This window comes from Psychrobacter sp. ANT_H3, assembly GCF_027919975.1.
GTDB classification, from domain to species: domain Bacteria; phylum Pseudomonadota; class Gammaproteobacteria; order Pseudomonadales; family Moraxellaceae; genus Psychrobacter; species Psychrobacter maritimus.
The window spans coordinates 43,679-60,344 of sequence record NZ_JAQISM010000013.1 but is presented as its reverse complement, the minus strand read 5'-3'; the positions used below and the strand labels follow the sequence as shown (position 1 = coordinate 60,344).

10 protein-coding genes are annotated in these 16,666 nt (G+C 44.1%); 3 read left to right on the top strand and 7 right to left on the bottom strand.

Annotated features, from left to right (window positions below; all coding sequences use genetic code 11):
- Positions 1–441: 441 nt before the first annotated feature.
- Entirely contained in the window at positions 442–1,089 is a 648-nt protein-coding gene (locus tag PG901_RS07610; protein ID WP_201620186.1) for a hypothetical protein, read from the bottom strand.
- A 641-nt stretch (positions 1,090–1,730) separates the two neighbouring features.
- Here PG901_RS07610 and PG901_RS07605 point away from each other — a divergent pair.
- Positions 1,731–2,003: an HU family DNA-binding protein gene (locus PG901_RS07605; protein WP_068404475.1), complete on the top strand. Its 273-nt coding sequence runs from the start codon at positions 1,731–1,733 to the stop codon at positions 2,001–2,003.
- A gap of 481 nt (positions 2,004–2,484) precedes the next feature.
- Positions 2,485–4,359, top strand: a complete 1,875-nt coding sequence (locus PG901_RS07600; RefSeq protein ID WP_271134086.1) for a SurA N-terminal domain-containing protein — start codon at positions 2,485–2,487, stop codon at positions 4,357–4,359.
- A 154-nt stretch (positions 4,360–4,513) separates the two neighbouring features.
- Here PG901_RS07600 and purH read toward each other — a convergent pair whose 3' ends face one another.
- From purH to mrcB, 6 genes are all read right to left on the bottom strand, one after another.
- Complete coding sequence (purH, locus tag PG901_RS07595) at positions 4,514–6,094, bottom strand: bifunctional phosphoribosylaminoimidazolecarboxamide formyltransferase/IMP cyclohydrolase (protein WP_271134085.1); 1,581 nt, start codon at positions 6,092–6,094, stop codon at positions 4,514–4,516.
- Positions 6,095–6,373: 279 nt separating this feature from the next.
- Positions 6,374–6,733: a DNA-binding transcriptional regulator Fis gene (fis, locus tag PG901_RS07590; RefSeq protein ID WP_201565963.1), complete on the bottom strand. Its 360-nt coding sequence runs from the start codon at positions 6,731–6,733 to the stop codon at positions 6,374–6,376.
- A gap of 314 nt (positions 6,734–7,047) precedes the next feature.
- The gene (locus tag PG901_RS07585; RefSeq protein WP_271134084.1) at positions 7,048–8,361 is read right to left on the bottom strand and encodes a DUF3426 domain-containing protein; all 1,314 of its coding nucleotides are present in this window, start codon (positions 8,359–8,361) and stop codon (positions 7,048–7,050) included.
- Positions 8,362–8,554: 193 nt separating this feature from the next.
- The gene (gene prmA / locus PG901_RS07580; RefSeq protein ID WP_271134083.1) at positions 8,555–9,481 is read right to left on the bottom strand and encodes a 50S ribosomal protein L11 methyltransferase; all 927 of its coding nucleotides are present in this window, start codon (positions 9,479–9,481) and stop codon (positions 8,555–8,557) included.
- 152 nt (positions 9,482–9,633) lie between these two features.
- The gene (locus tag PG901_RS07575) at positions 9,634–10,524 is read right to left on the bottom strand and encodes a tetratricopeptide repeat protein (protein ID WP_271134082.1); all 891 of its coding nucleotides are present in this window, start codon (positions 10,522–10,524) and stop codon (positions 9,634–9,636) included.
- 30 nt (positions 10,525–10,554) lie between these two features.
- The gene (gene mrcB, locus PG901_RS07570) at positions 10,555–13,044 is read right to left on the bottom strand and encodes a penicillin-binding protein 1B (protein WP_271134081.1); all 2,490 of its coding nucleotides are present in this window, start codon (positions 13,042–13,044) and stop codon (positions 10,555–10,557) included.
- Between the two features lie 784 nt (positions 13,045–13,828).
- Here mrcB and PG901_RS07565 point away from each other — a divergent pair.
- Positions 13,829–16,657, top strand: a complete 2,829-nt coding sequence (locus tag PG901_RS07565) for a heavy metal translocating P-type ATPase (RefSeq protein WP_271134080.1) — start codon at positions 13,829–13,831, stop codon at positions 16,655–16,657.
- Positions 16,658–16,666 lie beyond the last annotated feature (9 nt).

Genomic DNA, 16,666 nt, shown 5'->3' with positions numbered 1-16,666 from the left:
TAAGGGAAATCATCTATCGACTAAGTGGTGTCTTGTCGCTATTAAACAGCAGATGGTTTACCCGATGTGTGCAACGATAGAGTCATTATAATCAATCCCGAGTAATTTAGTCAAGATTAAAGTGTGGTTGAATGGTGAGTGCAACTTATGACCATGATTGATAAAAACAATGACGCAGATATTAAAGGCAAATATGAAAGAGGAGTAGCGAGGAGGAAAAGTGCGCAATAGCGTGGCCGCTATATATCAGAGAAAGATATCAGAGCAGACCTATATATGACAAAAAGCGTTTAATAATGCTAAGTATTATTAAACGCTACGTCGATGTGAAGCTATTATATTCTTAAAAAAACGATTTGTATGAAATATCAGTATTTATAAGCGATCAGCGGCCGTGCATTGTTGTAAAGCTCATTCATTATCGAATTAGATTATTAAAAGTTAAGTCATTATAAATAGAGCGATGATAGCGGCAATGGCGATAACAGCAGCGACTATGCTCGTAATAATAAAGGTCTGCTGTTTACTTTGTAATTCTTTTACCGTGGTCTCAAGCTCACGGTTTTTGATGGTCAAAGTGGTGATTTGAGTTTGCTGTTCTTTAATACGCAGCTTATAGCTCTCTTTTTTATCGGCCTTTTCAGCTTCGGTAGGCTTGGGCTTGCTTTTGCCGCCCTTAATCTTTTTAATCACGCCTTGAATCAAACTACCAAGACCCAGCTGCATAATAAACTGCTTCACCAACTGTACTTGCACCGACTCCCCACGCATTTGTAGCTTTTCGGTGGTTTCGCTGTCGTGGGTGGTGATGGCATTAATCACTTGAATACTATAGGCATTGATAACAACGTCAGGCTCAGTACGTCCGATAGGCAAGCGGTCGTCCAATAACACGCCTTTGGTACTAAAAGTGGCAAAAACTTCCACATGCGGTAAGTACAATCTTAGCGCGACGACAGTCTCTTGCTTGGCAAGCGGATAAGCGGCTTTACGGAGCTCTGGGTCTAAGCGTAACAGCAGGGTCAGCGCCGACTCGATAAACACCAATATGATATTAAGCAGAGAGTGAGACAACGTAGAACGCTTCATGTAAATAATCCGTTTTTATGGTGTAAATGAAAGACAAAAGGACAAGCAAGGATCAAAGTCGACCCAAAATGTACAATAGAATTGCGCTTATAGTAACGCCTTTATAATAAAAAGTAACGCCCGTTTCTGTCAGTTGTTAATTTATTACCTTACAATTTGCCAGTCAATAAAGACACTGGTATTTATGACTGACAATGTATTAGTATGGCTTGGCAGTTATTTTTATCGATAAAAATTGGTTTTTAGCAGCGCAGTCAGGTTATTAAGCGCTTTAATAAGCGTTTGATGACATTGTTTATGCGCAAGCTAAATTGTTTGTGCACAAGCTATAGTGTTTAACTGGCTAAGCTGATTTCCTACGTCAAATGACACAAGACCTAAGCCAAATACACAAGCTAAAATAGCGATTTTGCAAAAAAGTTGCAGCAGTTTTGAGTAACATTGGGTGTCAAATACGTAGTAGAGTGCACAAAAATATGTAAAATCGCTTGCGCTCCTTATGCTGCCTTGCTATAAAGACGTTAACAAAGCGAAACCTGTTTATACGCCAGTCAGGTGGTTTTTATTGCTTAAGTACTCTGAGAGCGATACAATACTTGGCGTGAGCGTTTTTTTACCCCCTAAAACTTGAAGGAAATTTTATGAATAAGTCAGAATTAATTGATAGCATCGCCGAGAAAAGTGGTCTAAATAAAACTCAAGCTGGCGAAGCTTTGAATGCAGTAATGGAAAGTGTTGGCGAAGCTCTAGAAGCTGGCGATAGCATCTCATTGGTTGGTTTTGGTACTTTTAGCGTAAAAGACCGTAAGGCTCGTACTGGCCGTAACCCTAAGACTGGTGAAGAGCTTAGCATTCCAGCAAGCAAAGTACCAAGCTTCAAAGCGGGTAAAAACTTGAAAGAGCGTTTAAACTAAGCCGTTTAAAACAAGCCGTTTTATTTACGCCATTTCATTTAAGCTATTTTATGATACACAGATGCTCGTTGACGACGTGATACACGAATAACAACAGCGTTTGTTGGCAGTAAATTGAGAATGGCAACTCATGGCTTAAGGCACAATTAAAGTACAATTTAAGTCATGAGTGATGTAGCAAAAAAGCACCTAGAGATTAGGTGCTTTTTTTAGTGCTATAGTTTGTGTCAATTAGTGTGAATAGTAGCGTGAATATTTTGAGTCTGCATTAAAAATCACGTATCATAGGGCGCGCGATAGATGTGTTGTTTAAACAAGAGGTTTTAAAAATTTTGCTATAAGCTTTGTCAATAAGCCTTGTTTTGCAACGATAGACTGCACACGTTCTTCTTCTTACCATTGCCTGCTTATACAGCGTTGATATTATTAATAGTATTACAATGGTCTTTCATCAATATAGGTTAATAAAGCAGAGATAACTATGGATAAATTGCGCGATTTTTTAAAAAGCTGGCCAGGTCGCATTTTATTGATTTTATGCCTATCGCCGCTCGCTCTATTGGGTGTCGAAAGCTACTTTGGAGGCGGGGTCGATCCCAACCAAATCGCTCAGGTAGGTGACGCAAGCGTGGGACTGTCCGAGTATCAGACTGCGGTAAATAACCGCCGTACCGAGCTTTTAGACCAAGTTGATGATGCCAGTTTATTAAATGAAGATGTGCTCCACGAGCAAGTCTTAAAAGGATTGATTGATCGCACTTTACTAGAGCAGCAGGCGGGTAAGCTTGGTATGACGGTTTCTGATGACACCATCAATCGCTTATTGCGCCAAGAAGAAATCTTTAAAGATGCGGAAGGTAACTTTTCTAACGATCAGTTTTCAAACTTTTTACGTCAGCGCAATATGACCAAAGACCAGCTGTTTGCAGAGTTCCGCAATCAGTTAAGCTTAGACCAGCTCAACGCCAGTATCGTAGGCACAGCGGTATATCCAATGCAAGCGGTCAGTCAATTGATTGACCTGCAGCTAGAGTCGCGCAATATTTGGCTGCATCGTTTTAATTGGCAGGACTATGCTGAACAAGTAAAGTTGAGCAAGGGTGATATCCAAGCCTACTATGATGCCAATAAAGACAAGTTAAAAAGCGCTGCCATGGTTGATTTGGCTTACCTGCAATTGAGCCCGCAGGCCATTGAGGTTAATGAGGTTAGTAAAGAAGATGTGCAGCAGCAGTATGAAGCTTATAAGCAAGGACTGGCTGTCGTTGATGAGCGTAAAATTAGCCAAATCTTGCTAACCGGTAAAGATGCCAAAGCGCGCGCTGATAAGATTAAAGCCCGTCTTGCTAAAGGTGAGTCATTTGCTAAGCTGGCTAAGACAGAATCTGATGATCCATCAGGAGAAACGGGTGGCGATATCGGACGCTTTAATGCCTCGGTATTTGGTAATGACGCCCCAGCGGTTGAAAAAGCGCTTGAAGGCTTGAGTGTTGGTGATGTCAGCGCGCCTGTAAAGACCAGCTTTGGCTATCAGATATTTACTGTGACTGAAGATAATGGTAGCAAAATACCAAGTCTAGACAGCATGCGTGCAGAGTTAACGGCTAAAGCCAAAGAGTACAAACGTCAGGAAATGTATGCGGATAAAGTGACGGCGATTAACGATTTGGCAGCAGATGGCTTTAGTATTGAAGACATTGCTCAGCAAGAAAACGTCGCATTAAAACGTATCAAAGATTATCGTAAAGAAAACAATCAATCTGCTTTGGCGCAGCCTGCAGTGATTAAGCAAGCGTTTGATGAGTTTACCATTCAAGACCAAGCAGTGACGGCAGGTATTGAGGTCGGTAATGGCACGGTATGGGTACAACCAAGTAACTATCGTCCAACGAAGACCTTATCTTTGACAGCAGCGACGCCAAGAATTACGCAGATATTGCGTCAACAAAAAGCGACGGCACTAGCACTAAAAGAGGCGAAGAAACTAGCCGCTGGGATTAAGACGCCTGCTGATATTGTCAAACAACCAGTTAAGCTGCAAGCGTTGGGCGAAATCAACCGTCAGACCACGCAATTGACCGAAAAAGAGCGCGGCTTAGCCTTTAGTCAGCAAGCCGCCGCCAATGGTGTGGTGGCAGTAGCGAGCGAGACTGAGATGGGTGCGACGTTATTGGTCGGTGATCGCATCAAAACAGAGCAGCAATCGCCGTTATCTGATGCCCAAAGAGCCCAAACTGCCGCCATTATTCGTGATAATTTAGGTCAAGATCAGCTGCAAGATTATCTAGATTATCTACGTATGGTGTACAAAGTTGAAATTAATAAAACCAATATGGCCAATGCGCAAGGGCGTTAAGCGACCTATAGGGCATTTGTTAAACCCTTTGTCTGAATAAGCTTTATCAAATCTTAAATGTAAAAAAGCCACTATTAATAGTGGCTTTTTTATGTAATACGATTCTTATTTATTCTTAATGATTTTGTCTTAACAGCATTATCTTGACAGCAGATTAATGGCGGAAATGACGCATACCAGTGAATACCATGGCGATACCATGCTCATTTGCGGCGGCAATCGTTTCGTCATCACGCATAGAGCCACCCGGTTGGATGATCGCAGCAATGCCGACTTCAGCAGCGTTATCGATACCATCACGGAACGGGAAGAAGGCATCTGATGCCATTACCGCGCCTTCGGTAGCAAGACCGGCGTGCTCAGCTTTGATAGCGGCGATACGCGCTGAATTTACACGGCTCATTTGACCTGCGCCAACACCGATAGTGCGTTGACCTTTGGCATAAACAATGGCGTTAGATTTAACATATTTAGCGACATTCCAGCTGAATAACAAATCAGCAATCTGCGCTTCCGTTGGCTGGACGTCCGTGACAATTTTTAAATCATTGGCAGTAATTAAGCCCAAATCTTGCTCTTGCACCAATAAACCACCATTGACGCGTTTATAATCAAGCTGACTTTCGCGCTGCTCAGGCGTTGGTAATTCACCACAAACCAAGACGCGCACGTTTTTCTTGCTCGCAGTTGCTTCAAGAACGCCATCTTCAATACTTGGGGCAATGATGACTTCGACAAATTGATTGTCAATAATGGCTTTGGCAGCAGCAACCGTCAATGGGCGGTTAAAGGCAATAATACCACCAAAAGATGACTCAGGATCGGTACTAAAGGCGGTGCGATAAGCCGCTACTTGATCGCTATCTACGGCCACACCGCAAGGATTGGCGTGTTTTACGATAACACAAGCGGGTGCACTAAAGGCTTTAACACATTCAAGCGCGGCATCGGTATCAGCGATATTGTTATAAGACAGCTCTTTACCTTGCAATTGCTGCGCGGTTGCAATAGACGCTTGCTTGCTTTTTAGCGCATGATTTTCAACATAAAAAGCAGCGTTTTGATGCGGGTTTTCACCGTAGCGTAGGTCTTGTACTTTTTCAAGTTGAACGTTAAAGGTACGTGAGAAATTCTCTGGCGTTTGAGTTTCATTAACTCGGCTACCCAAGAAGTTTGCAATCATACCGTCGTATTGTGCCGTATGCTCAAAGGCTTTAACCGCTAAATCGTAACGTAGGGCATGGGTCAGTGTTGTACCTTCACCCAAGGCTTCGAGTACGCGCGTATAATCAGCAGGATCGGTCACAATACCAACATGGGCGTGGTTTTTTGCTGCTGAACGCACCATGGTAGGACCGCCAATATCGATATTTTCGATCGCATCATTCATGGTCACGTCAGGACGCGCAATGGTTTCTGCGAACGGATAAAGGTTGACGACGACCAAATCAATACGTTCAATGGCGTGCTCGCTCATCACCGCGTCATCGGTACCACGGCGCCCTAAAATGCCGCCATGAATCTTAGGATGCAAGGTTTTAACACGGCCGTCCATCATTTCAGGGAAGCCGGTATAGTCTGATACTTCAGTCACAGCGACGTTGTGCTCGGTCAGTAAGCGGTAAGTGCCGCCGGTCGATAGTAAGCCAAAACCTGCTTTTAGCAGACCTTGAGCGAATTCAACGATGTTAGATTTATCGGAGACCGAGAGTAGGGCAAGTGGGGTTGTACTCATAAAAAAAGTTCCATAAAAAAAAGCCTGACGTAAACGCCTGGCAAGGTAATAATGGCAAGTAGTACAGAGTGTATCGTGATTGATAAGATCATAAACTCTAGCTTTGCCATAAATAATGACTGTGAAAAGTGGCTTTGAAAAACGGCTTTGAAAAATGATAATTAAAAGTGGCCGTTAAAAAGCACTGGAAAATAAAGGCAGCGCGCCCATGGTTTTAGCACTATTAAGCAAAAGTATGGGTCATCTAAGCAAAATTAGAGGCAGCAAGGCTAAGCCATTCTACATTAAACCATAGATTTTTAGCTTTTTGCGTAGCGTACCGCGATTGAGCCCCAAAATTTGCGCGCACTTGGTTTGATTGCCTCGGCTCTTTTCAAGGACAACAGACAACAGCGGTTGCTCTATCTCTTTTAAAATAAGCTCATATAAGTCTGTTGGCATCTCATCATCTAACATCGCAAAATACTGCCGCACCACACGTTCTACATGCACCCGCAGGGGTTCATGAACATGAATGCTATTGTCTAAAGAAGACTCTACCTCGTGAATTGAGCGATGGTAGTCCTCTTTATAGTAATCAGCAGGATTCTCAGCATTTTTGTCAAAATGATTGGCATTATACTGTGCATGTGGTGCCATAAGATAATGTCCTTGAGCGTAAAGAAAAACCATAAGGCGTTTGAGCGCTATTATAACAAAGTCATCGCCTATCACAGCAATAGATTGGGCATTACCATAGCATTGAAGCTATTTATTTCTATTTAATAGACTGTTTTAGAGCGATTGGCTTTAATGTTATTGGATAGCATCGTATTTTTGATAAACGATGCCCTTACTAAGAACTTTCTGTAATAAGAGCTGTCTTTTTATAAAAGATAATTTTGCATAAATTATGTGGTTATTCTTGCATAAGTCATTTGGCTATTAATGGTTATTTTTAATAAGTGAGATTGTTAATAAACAGGAGTAACACTCACTTTACTGATTTGAGTATTGGCAACTGGTACGGTGAACAAGAGCTGTTTGCGACTTTGCGCGCCTAATTGGCTCTGCGTACTCAATAAATAATCCTCTGGCGCCGCGATAAACTCTCCGATAAGCGCCTTGTTACCGTAGACACTGACTTTTACATGAGGAAGTAATTGTGCTTGCGGGCTTTGATTGTTTAAAGTGATGCTGATATCGCTAAATGAGCTGGCTGTTTTAATACGGCTGGGTTGATGGCTAACATCACTTGTGCTCAAAGCCGCTAAATTAGCGCTGGGTAGGCTACAAACCGCGATAGCACATACTTTTTGCAAGCGCTCTGCATGGGCAGGGTTTTTAACCAAGTTATCTAAATTAAAAATGACATACTGGGCAAATAGTAGCAGCGCTAATACCAGACAGCCAAGTGTCCATAACAACGAGGCAATCGACCGCCTAGCAGGCGTTGGTGAAAACTTTGCTTGTGTCTGCTGTTGTTTAAGACGTGCCGCCTTGCTATGGTCTTCGTCTTTGAGGGAGACACCCATACTGGCAAGCAGCTCTGATAAATCAGTCTGGTCTTTTGGCGCATCTTCACTTTTATTTTGTTCTTTGAGTAGTTTTTCAAGCCATGATTCATCGGCATTGTTGTCGATATTGGCATGAATATCATTGGCTGCGGCTGAGCTCAGAGCAACGTGTGCGGCTGATGGCTGCTCTTTTAAGGCAGCACTTGCTAAAGCAGGATTTGCTATTGGATTAATAGAGGAGTGCGTGCTTTTATTCAATGAGGTAGGCGTACTTCTTGCATGTTGATTACCCATAATAGCGGCAGAGTTGCTATTGTTGCTATCTGCGGCTTGAGTCAACCATGCATCCATGCTGTCTAATGAGTCATATTCTACATGTTCATCTTTATCTTCAAAACCATCAGTGTCCATGTCGTCATAAATTAAGCCATCATGAATCACCTCATCCTCAATCATATCATCATGAATAAGAATATCTGCTTCTGCTGGCTCTGATGTGATGTTTGGCTTTGATTTTGTCTTTGATAAGACAGAAGGATTTTGCTTATGAATAGAAATATTGGAAGTAGCGGCTGCGGCAGTTTTATCTTCACTTGCTATATTTTCAAGCGGGCGTTCTGTGTCAGCGGTGACGATAAGGTTGTTATTGACCAAAAAACTGTGCTGACAATGTTCACAGCAGACATTTGCTGTTTTTTGGTCTAACTGAGTTTTTTTAATATTAAAAATAGCATGACAATGAGGGCACTGGGTTTTTATTGGCGTAGTCATAGGGTCAGAATCCAAAAAGGTATAAGTATTAATACCGCATGTTAATACCGTATAGCCACTCACCAATCGCTGCCAATCATTCTAATGTCAATTTAGATATGCTAACCATCATAACCCACAGGCAACTATAGAGCAGCGTTAAATACACAACATTTAACTGCTCCTCTATCGTAACAGATGTAATTAAATGTTGCTAGCCTGTAAATGTACCAGATAAACGCTGCCAATGTTGATCTTCTTGCGCGGTAAAAGCGTGCTTAGGATCAAGGGCAAAGTAGGGCTGATATGCTTCGGTAACTTGCTCGGTTTGGGATTCAATCAAACCTGCTAATACGATGCGACTTTTTGGTGCCATTAAGGTGGCAAAATAAGGCGCTAAGCCAATAAGCGGCTTGGCTAAAATGTTGGCAACCATGACTTCTACGGGTTTAATATTGTTTTGCTGCCAGTAGTTATTGAAGTCTTCTGGCAAAAATGCTTGCAGGCGATTATCAACCTGATTACGCTCAGCATTTTGATTGGTCGCCAGCACGGCTTGTGGGTCAATATCAACGGCATAAACTTGGCGAGCGCCCAACAAAAGCGCAGCAATCCCTAAAATACCCGAACCACAGCCATAGTCGATGACGACTTTATCGGTCAGATCTTGCTCTGTCAGCCAATCAAGGCATAAACGGGTAGTGGCATGGTAGCCGGTACCAAAAGCCAAACCTGGATCCATAATAATATTGGTGGCTTCAGGGTTTGGCGGTGTCAGCCAATTAGGCACAATCCATAAGTTATTGGCACATTCGATAGGCTGATAATTGGACATCCATTCACGTTCCCAATCCTTATCATCGACAGCACTGACCCACGTTCGGCTAGCTTGTACTTGTGCGCCGATTTCATGACTTAATTGCTCAATCGCTTGGCGGCTGCCTGCATCAGTAGTGGCATCGAATAATCCTGTGAGTATGACCTCATCCCATAATGGCGATTCACCAGGAAGTGGTTCAAATAAAGGCTGATCGCCGGCGTCATCTAAAGCAATTGATAGAGCGCCTGCCTCTAATAACAGTGCCTCAGCAAGATCGACGTTATTTTTTTCACATTGTAAGTGCAGTTGTTGCCATGCCATAAGGGTAACCTTAATGTTAAATTAAAAATGGATAATGAAAGGGGTGTAAGAAAATAATCATTAAACGGGATAAAAAATTAACGACTAACTATATAAACCTATTTTAGCGCTTATATAGTCAGTCGTCATGGTAAATACGAGGGCGTGTGTGATTAGCGCAGTGCTTGTTTGGCTTCTTTTATCACGCGGGCGTTGCCTTGAGCTTGTCCTGATTGCAAAATAATTTGCCACAGTGCACGGCGGCGACTGCTGTCTTGAGAGACCGTCAGACCACGGCGGGCCATTGCTTCAGCTTTACGTGGTTGGTTTTTCTTAAGGGCTACTTGTCCCAAATAAAAATAGACGGCTGATGACTTGGGCGCAAGTCGCTGCGCGCGCGTAAAGCTGCTTTCAGCGCCATTTAGATTGCCCGCTTTTAATTGTCCTGTACCCACTTGCATAAGATTACGAAAGGCTGGCAGGTTACTGTTATTGGTCGTGCTTTGCTGACTGCGCTGCTGTGAGTTCTGCCGCGCCCGCTCCAATAGCTCATTATGTGAGGGTATAGATGGCTCAGATATCATGTAATCTTCGCGAGAAGGCGTGAGGATTATGGCATCAGAGCCATCATGACTATCAGGCTGAGTGACTATCGGACTTTGCGTAGACGGTGTGTAGGCCGGCGTATAAACCGGTGTTGCTTCGGTTAATGGGTTGGTTGCCGTGGGCTGCTCAGGCGGCGTATAAGGCTCGATAGGGTATTCATAAGCCTCATCTTCATAGTCATTGCTTTCATAAGGACTGGTTGCATGGGTACTGCTTTTAACAATAGGTGCTTGAGTCGCTGTTGACGGTTGCTTCGCTGTAGTTTGCTTATTTATTGGTTGTGAAGTTTGTACAGCAGAGGTTGTCATCACCGTCGGCGCTGTCTGGCAGGCACTTAAACTCAGCATGCCGATAAGGGCGCTGACCGTAACGATACTATTAATAAGCTTTGTCTGCTTAGTAGCTTGGGCCGTGATAGCCTGCTTAGCGGCGACAGTTTGCTGTATAAATAATGCCATGTTAAAACCCTTTTTTAAGTTTTAAAAACTCTAGAACCATTCAACGGCACGATCATACCAAGTATCGGTACGATTGCTTGAATCCCCCTCTTGCTCAGCATTGTTCTCTTCGTTATCCGCATCAACTGCTGCGCCATTAGGAATATCTAAGCCTTCACGGCGACGCTGCTGATTGATAGAGCCTTGCTGATTTTGCAACTGTATCTGCTCACGGGCACGATCTTGCTGATATAAGCTTAGCGCACAACTGCTGGCTTCTTCTGGTAGATGCGCTGACATAACGGGCAAGTAGCGCGCATCGGCACAGCGTTCATTAGACAGCTTGCCTGAGTTGTTCTCAAGCCACAACCATTCAATCCCTTCGGGTTCTGGCAGGGCTACAGGTGTCAGTTTTAGACGATTCATATAATCGACCCAAACTGGTAAAGCGCCACTACCACCGCTCAGACCAATCGGTTTATTATCATCACGACCGACCCAAACCACACTAACATAGTTACCACTGTAGCCGGCAAACCAAGCATCACGGTAATCGTTAGTAGTACCCGTTTTACCAGCAAGATTTAAATTGCTGCCAAGCGATTGTATGCGTCTAGCCGTGCCGTTTTTAACCACGTCCTGTAACGCATAATTAATCAAAAAGTTGGTTTCAGGCGGGATACTGCGCTGAGTATTTAACCCCGTACGCTGCAAGATACGCCCACGATCATCAATCACGCTACGAATACTGTGGATAGGCGTACGGAAACCACCAGTGGCAAACACTTGGTAAACCCCAAGCATGTCCATTGGGCTAAGATTGACCGAGCCTAATAAAGCCGAAGGATAAGGCGGGATTTTCTCTTTAATACCCATACGCTGCAACTGCTTAACAAAGGTAGGAACGCCAAATTCCATGCCTAAACGTACCGCGCTGTGATTATAAGATTGCGACAACGCGGTGGTAAATGGCACGTAACCATGGTCACGATTGTCATAGTTCCTAGGATTCCACTCAGTACCGTCACTAAGATTGACCGTAATCGGCGAATCATCAACCGAGCTTGCCAAATTATAGCGCCCGCTTTCAAGCGCCGTCATATAGATAATCGGCTTTAATAATGAACCAACTTGGCGTTTGGCGTCGACAGCACGGTTAAAGCCCGTAAATTCACTGCCACTACCGACCACTGCCACCAGCTCGCCCGTTTCAGGGTTGGCACTGACTAAAGCGCCTTGTAAATCCTTGGTCTTACTACCTCGGCGGCGCAGCTCACCAAGTTTTCTCTCGACGGCTTTATCCGCTGCTAACTGAGCAATAGGATCTAAGGTACTGATGATGATCAGACCTTCGTTTTTCAGGTCATCCGAGTAATAAACTTTATTTAATTCGCGCTTAACAATATCTAGAAAATCAGGGAACTGGCTTTTGCCTTCAACGGGTTTATCAACGACACCAAGTGGTTGCTCGATGGCTTTATCATAGTCTTCTTGACTGAGCGAGCCGACCGCCAACATATTGCTTAGTACTGTATTTCGACGCGCTTTTGAATCGTTTGGATGGCGACGCGGATTATAAACACTCGGTCCTTTTGCCATACCGACCAGCAGTGCTTGTTGGTCTAAACGCAGCTCTTTAAGTGGTTTATCAAAGTAAAATTGCGAGGCAAGGCCAAAACCATTGATAGAGCGATTGCCATTTTGACCCAAGTAAATCTCATTCAAATAGGTTTGCAGAATCTCATCTTTACTATAATGCAGCTCAAGTAGTACCGCCATCAAAGCTTCATTGGCTTTGCGTTTCATGGTACGGTCGGAATTGAGATAAAAGTTTTTAATCAGCTGCTGGGTGATGGTTGAGCCACCTTGCCTAGAACCACCGGTAAAGTTGTTTAATACGGCGCGGGCGATACCACGTATCGATACGCCTTTATGCTCATAAAATCCCCGATCTTCTGTAGCGATTAGGGCGTCAATCAGTGGCTGCGGCACTTGGTCTAGCGACACCACCATACGATCTTCGTTGCTGTCTGGATAAATCCCGCCAATATTAACCGGTTCAAGACGAATAATGCCAGTTTTGGCCGGCTGGGTACTTTGTACCGATTCAATCTTGTTGCCAGCAATGGTCATTTTGATAACTTGCTCTTTATCGACATCATTGGCGCTATAAGTAAAGCCGCGCGTATGGATAAAGTAAGTATTGCCGGATTTATGATAAGTACCCGTACGATCATAAGACTTGTTGCTTTGATAATTAAGCAGCTCAAGCCACTTTTTCATCGTGTCTGTATCGACGTTCGCGCCTTGATATAGCTCTAGCGGCTGCGAATAAACCTTGGCAGGAATATCCCAGCGTTTACCCTCAAACTTGTGGGTAATGGTGCGATCAAGTTTGACCAAATACAGCGCCAACAGCACCATACCGGCGATAATGACAATTAATAAAATACTACTAAACACCATGCCGCGCTGCTGTGAAGGTAGCGTATTGATAGCAGGCTTAGAGGACTGTGGTTGCTTAGAATTAGATTTTTGCACTGATGACACACCATTCTGGGATAAAAAACTGCCTCATAATGACGCAAATTGACAATTTTTTCAATCTATCATCGTCAACGCGCGCATTCATCGGGCGTTCGCTAGAGATTCGTTATACGGGTTTTGGATACATGGAGATGGCGCGACTATATGCGACTAAGGGTTATGCTGCTTAGCGCACCTGCTTATAGTATAATGGTTATCTTAATACTTAATGGTATATTAATAGGTTTTTACGCAAGCTTTAGACTCTTTTAATAGAGCGTATTGATGCCATATAGTTGCTATTACCTGAAAGCAATAACAAACAAAAGCAATAGGTTGGTAGGCGGATTCTGCTGGGATAACTTTTTCTCGCTTGCTGTGCTGATGCCGACAGAGGCTTCGAAAAACTTATCCCAGTTTTACTGCATCGTTTTTGAATTGGATAAACTATATAAGCTGTATTAAAAGCACTAGCCAAACCAGCAATTTACCATTTACGTCACTTATATCATTGAAAGCAGTGGCATCATACTTTTCCCGCCATTTGTTTTATGATGCTTTTTATTAATGCTATCTATGCTGCCAATGCTATTAATGAGCCGTTATCGTTTTTGTTTGAGATTTTGTTTATGCCAGTCACGCCAATATCTATGTAAAGTAGCTGTATCAAAACACTGTGTTAAAAAACAGCCTTGCTAAGCAGCTCTTTTACATAGGGATTGACTCTAGTTAATCATGATAAGTTTACTAAAGGCCAGTCGGCTGTAAGTAAACCTGTCGAAAGGAAATAAGCGCGATTATGTCCAGTGTTCCCTCATCAATGCCATCAAGCAGCAACCGTCATTATCAAGACCACTCGATTACTGAGGGTTTGGTGCTGCCGCTTGCTGGTCACTGTTTTCATTGCGGTGATCCTGTGCCACAGCCGCCGTTTCATGCTGAGATATTGGGTCAGTCGCGTGAGATGTGCTGTATGGGCTGTCAGTTGGCTGCGCAAAGTATCGTTGAGGCGGGACTTGAGCAATATTATCTTGACCGCTCAGAGATTAACCGTACGGCCAGTTTGCCCACCCAGCTGACTCGCCTCGAAGCTTATGATCACGACGAGATAAAATCACAATTTGTCTACGCCCAAGACGGTATGTCGGTAGCCGAGCTATCAGTCAATAATCTGCGCTGTGCTGCTTGTACGTGGCTGATTGAGTCGCGCCTAGATGAGTTAGATGGCATCAGTCAATGTCAGGTAAATTTAACCAATCAGCGTATGCGGGTGATTTGGAACGAAGATAAGCTGCCGATTAGTCGTATTTTGGGCGTTATCAATGAGATTGGCTATGAAGCCAAGCCTTATCGGCAAGATACCCATGAGGCTATGCTGGCACGTCATAACAGTCAGATGCTATTGCGGCTTGGTATCGCGGCGCTCGGCTCGATGCAAGCGATGATGTATGCGGTCGCGATTTACTTTGGTGAATATAGCGACATGCTTATTTTCCAACGTGACTTTCTACGTTGGGTGTCGTTATTTGTGAGTACGCCGGTATTCTTTTATGCGGGTGTGCCGTTTTTTACTTCAGCATGGTCAGCGATTCGTGCCCGTCAAGTCAATATGGATGTGCCGGTTAGTATCGCCTTAGTGGTGACGTTCTTTGCCAGTCTTTACGCTACCGTCACGGGGCAAGGGGAGACGTACTATGATTCGGTCAGTATGTTCATTTTCTTCTTATTGGCTGGGCGTTATATTGAGCATAATGCACGTTTAAAAGCAGCCACCATGGCCAATGATTTGGTGGTGGTCGAGCCTGTCTTAGTGCAAAAAATTGCCGAAGATAAAGACGCCGCTGCGCGTATCTTGCAGCTTCTAGAGCAAAATGCGCTTAATGAAACCCTTGCTGATAATGACACTGAACAAGCTGCTAACCCAAATAATGATTTAGCGGTTAATGACACAAGCGCTGTAGCAAAATTGATGCCCAACTTTATGCAAAGCATGGATACCAATATCCAGCAGTTGACCTTGCGTATCGCCCAAGACTGGCAGCAATCCAATAATACGCCCGCCAGTCTCTCAAAAACGCAGCATACGCTAAATAACAAGCAAAAAGACAAGCAGATGGTGACCGCTCATAGCTTGCAAGTGGGTGACATCATCATGGTGGAGGCTGGTTCAGAGATTATCAGCGATGGTATCTTGCTCAGCCCAACCGCTACCGTTTCACAAAGCTTGCTGACAGGTGAGGGTGATTTAATCATCAAAACCCAAGGCGATTATATCGTTGGCGGCGCCCAAAATGACAGTCAGCCGTTTGAGATGCTAGTGACGGCATTGCCAGAAGACAGCCAGATAGGTTTGATAGACAGGCTGATGAACCGTGCCATGAGCGAGAAACCAAAACTTGCTCAACAAGCAGATAAGCTGGCACGTTGGTTTGTGGCACGGATTTTAGTATTGTCAGCTTTGGTATTTATCGGCTGGTATATCGTTGACCCAAGCCAAGCGATTTGGGCGACGGTTGCAGTCTTGGTGGCGACCTGTCCTTGTGCGCTGTCCTTAGCGACACCGATTGCGCTGACGGTAGCGACCAATCGATTGGCGAGTTATGGCTTTTTAACCACACGTGGGCATACTTTGCAAACCCTTGCTGAGATTACCCATGTGGCGTTTGATAAGACCGGTACGCTGACTTATGGTAAGCCCAATCTATTAAATATCGAGCTAATAGCCGCTAATGTCGCGACGACAGATAAAATAGACATAAACGATGCTAGTGACGAAAAGGACAAGCTATTAGCGATTGCCGCCGCGCTCGAAGTCGGTAGTCGCCATCCGATTGCTCACGCTCTGCTCACTGCCGCTTATCAATTGCACCTCCCAGCTACGCAAGCCTTGCAATATTATCCGGCAGGCGGCGTAGAAGCGATGATTGATGGGGTGCTATATCGTATTGGGCATGTGGATTTTGCCTTGAATAAAGCGAATAGTGATAATCATGACTTAGTCATTGATTTGGTTACTCATCGTGCCAGCTCGGCTGTGGTATTGTCTTGTCAGGATAGTCAGTCAAATGCATGGCAAGCGCTGGCCTGTTTTTACTTTAACGATAAGGTGCGTGATAGTGCTAAATCGATGCTTGATACGCTGAAAGAGCTTGGTATTGAACCGGTCATGCTAACCGGTGACCCAAGCCCGCAAGCGCTAATAATGGCTGAGGACTTAGGCATGAAAGCCGCTTATAACGGTCTATCACCCACCGATAAAGTCAATCATATTCAAGCGCTGCAAGCAAAAGGCGCGGTTGTATTAATGGTCGGCGATGGTATTAATGATGCGCCAGTATTGGCCGCAGCCGATGTCTCAACCTCAATTGCGGGCGCGGCAGATTTAGCGCAAGTATCGAGTGACAGTATTATCCTAAATGGTCAGATTGAAGCTATTACTGCGGCGAAACGTATCGCTGATAAGACCAAGCGTATTATTAAGCAAAACTTGCGTTGGGCGCTCATTTATAATAGTAGTGTTTTGATACCGGCGGCTTTAGGCTATGTACCACCTTGGCTTGCGGCGATTGGTATGTCGCTAAGCTCGTTACTTGTGGTATTAAATGCGCTGCGCCTAAAGCGTGCTTAATTTAAACCA

Coding starts and splice junctions, on each gene's coding strand:
- PG901_RS07605 (WP_068404475.1), top strand. CDS start 1,731: ATGAATAAGTCAGAATTAATTGATAGCATCGCCGAGAAAAGTGGTCTA.
- PG901_RS07565 (WP_271134080.1), top strand. CDS start 13,829: ATGTCCAGTGTTCCCTCATCAATGCCATCAAGCAGCAACCGTCATTAT.
- purH (WP_271134085.1), bottom strand. CDS start 6,094: ATGAGTACAACCCCACTTGCCCTACTCTCGGTCTCCGATAAATCTAAC.
- PG901_RS07585 (WP_271134084.1), bottom strand. CDS start 8,361: ATGACTACGCCAATAAAAACCCAGTGCCCTCATTGTCATGCTATTTTT.
- PG901_RS07575 (WP_271134082.1), bottom strand. CDS start 10,524: ATGGCATTATTTATACAGCAAACTGTCGCCGCTAAGCAGGCTATCACG.
- PG901_RS07610 (WP_201620186.1), bottom strand. CDS start 1,089: ATGAAGCGTTCTACGTTGTCTCACTCTCTGCTTAATATCATATTGGTG.
- PG901_RS07600 (WP_271134086.1), top strand. CDS start 2,485: ATGGATAAATTGCGCGATTTTTTAAAAAGCTGGCCAGGTCGCATTTTA.
- prmA (WP_271134083.1), bottom strand. CDS start 9,481: ATGGCATGGCAACAACTGCACTTACAATGTGAAAAAAATAACGTCGAT.
- fis (WP_201565963.1), bottom strand. CDS start 6,733: ATGGCACCACATGCACAGTATAATGCCAATCATTTTGACAAAAATGCT.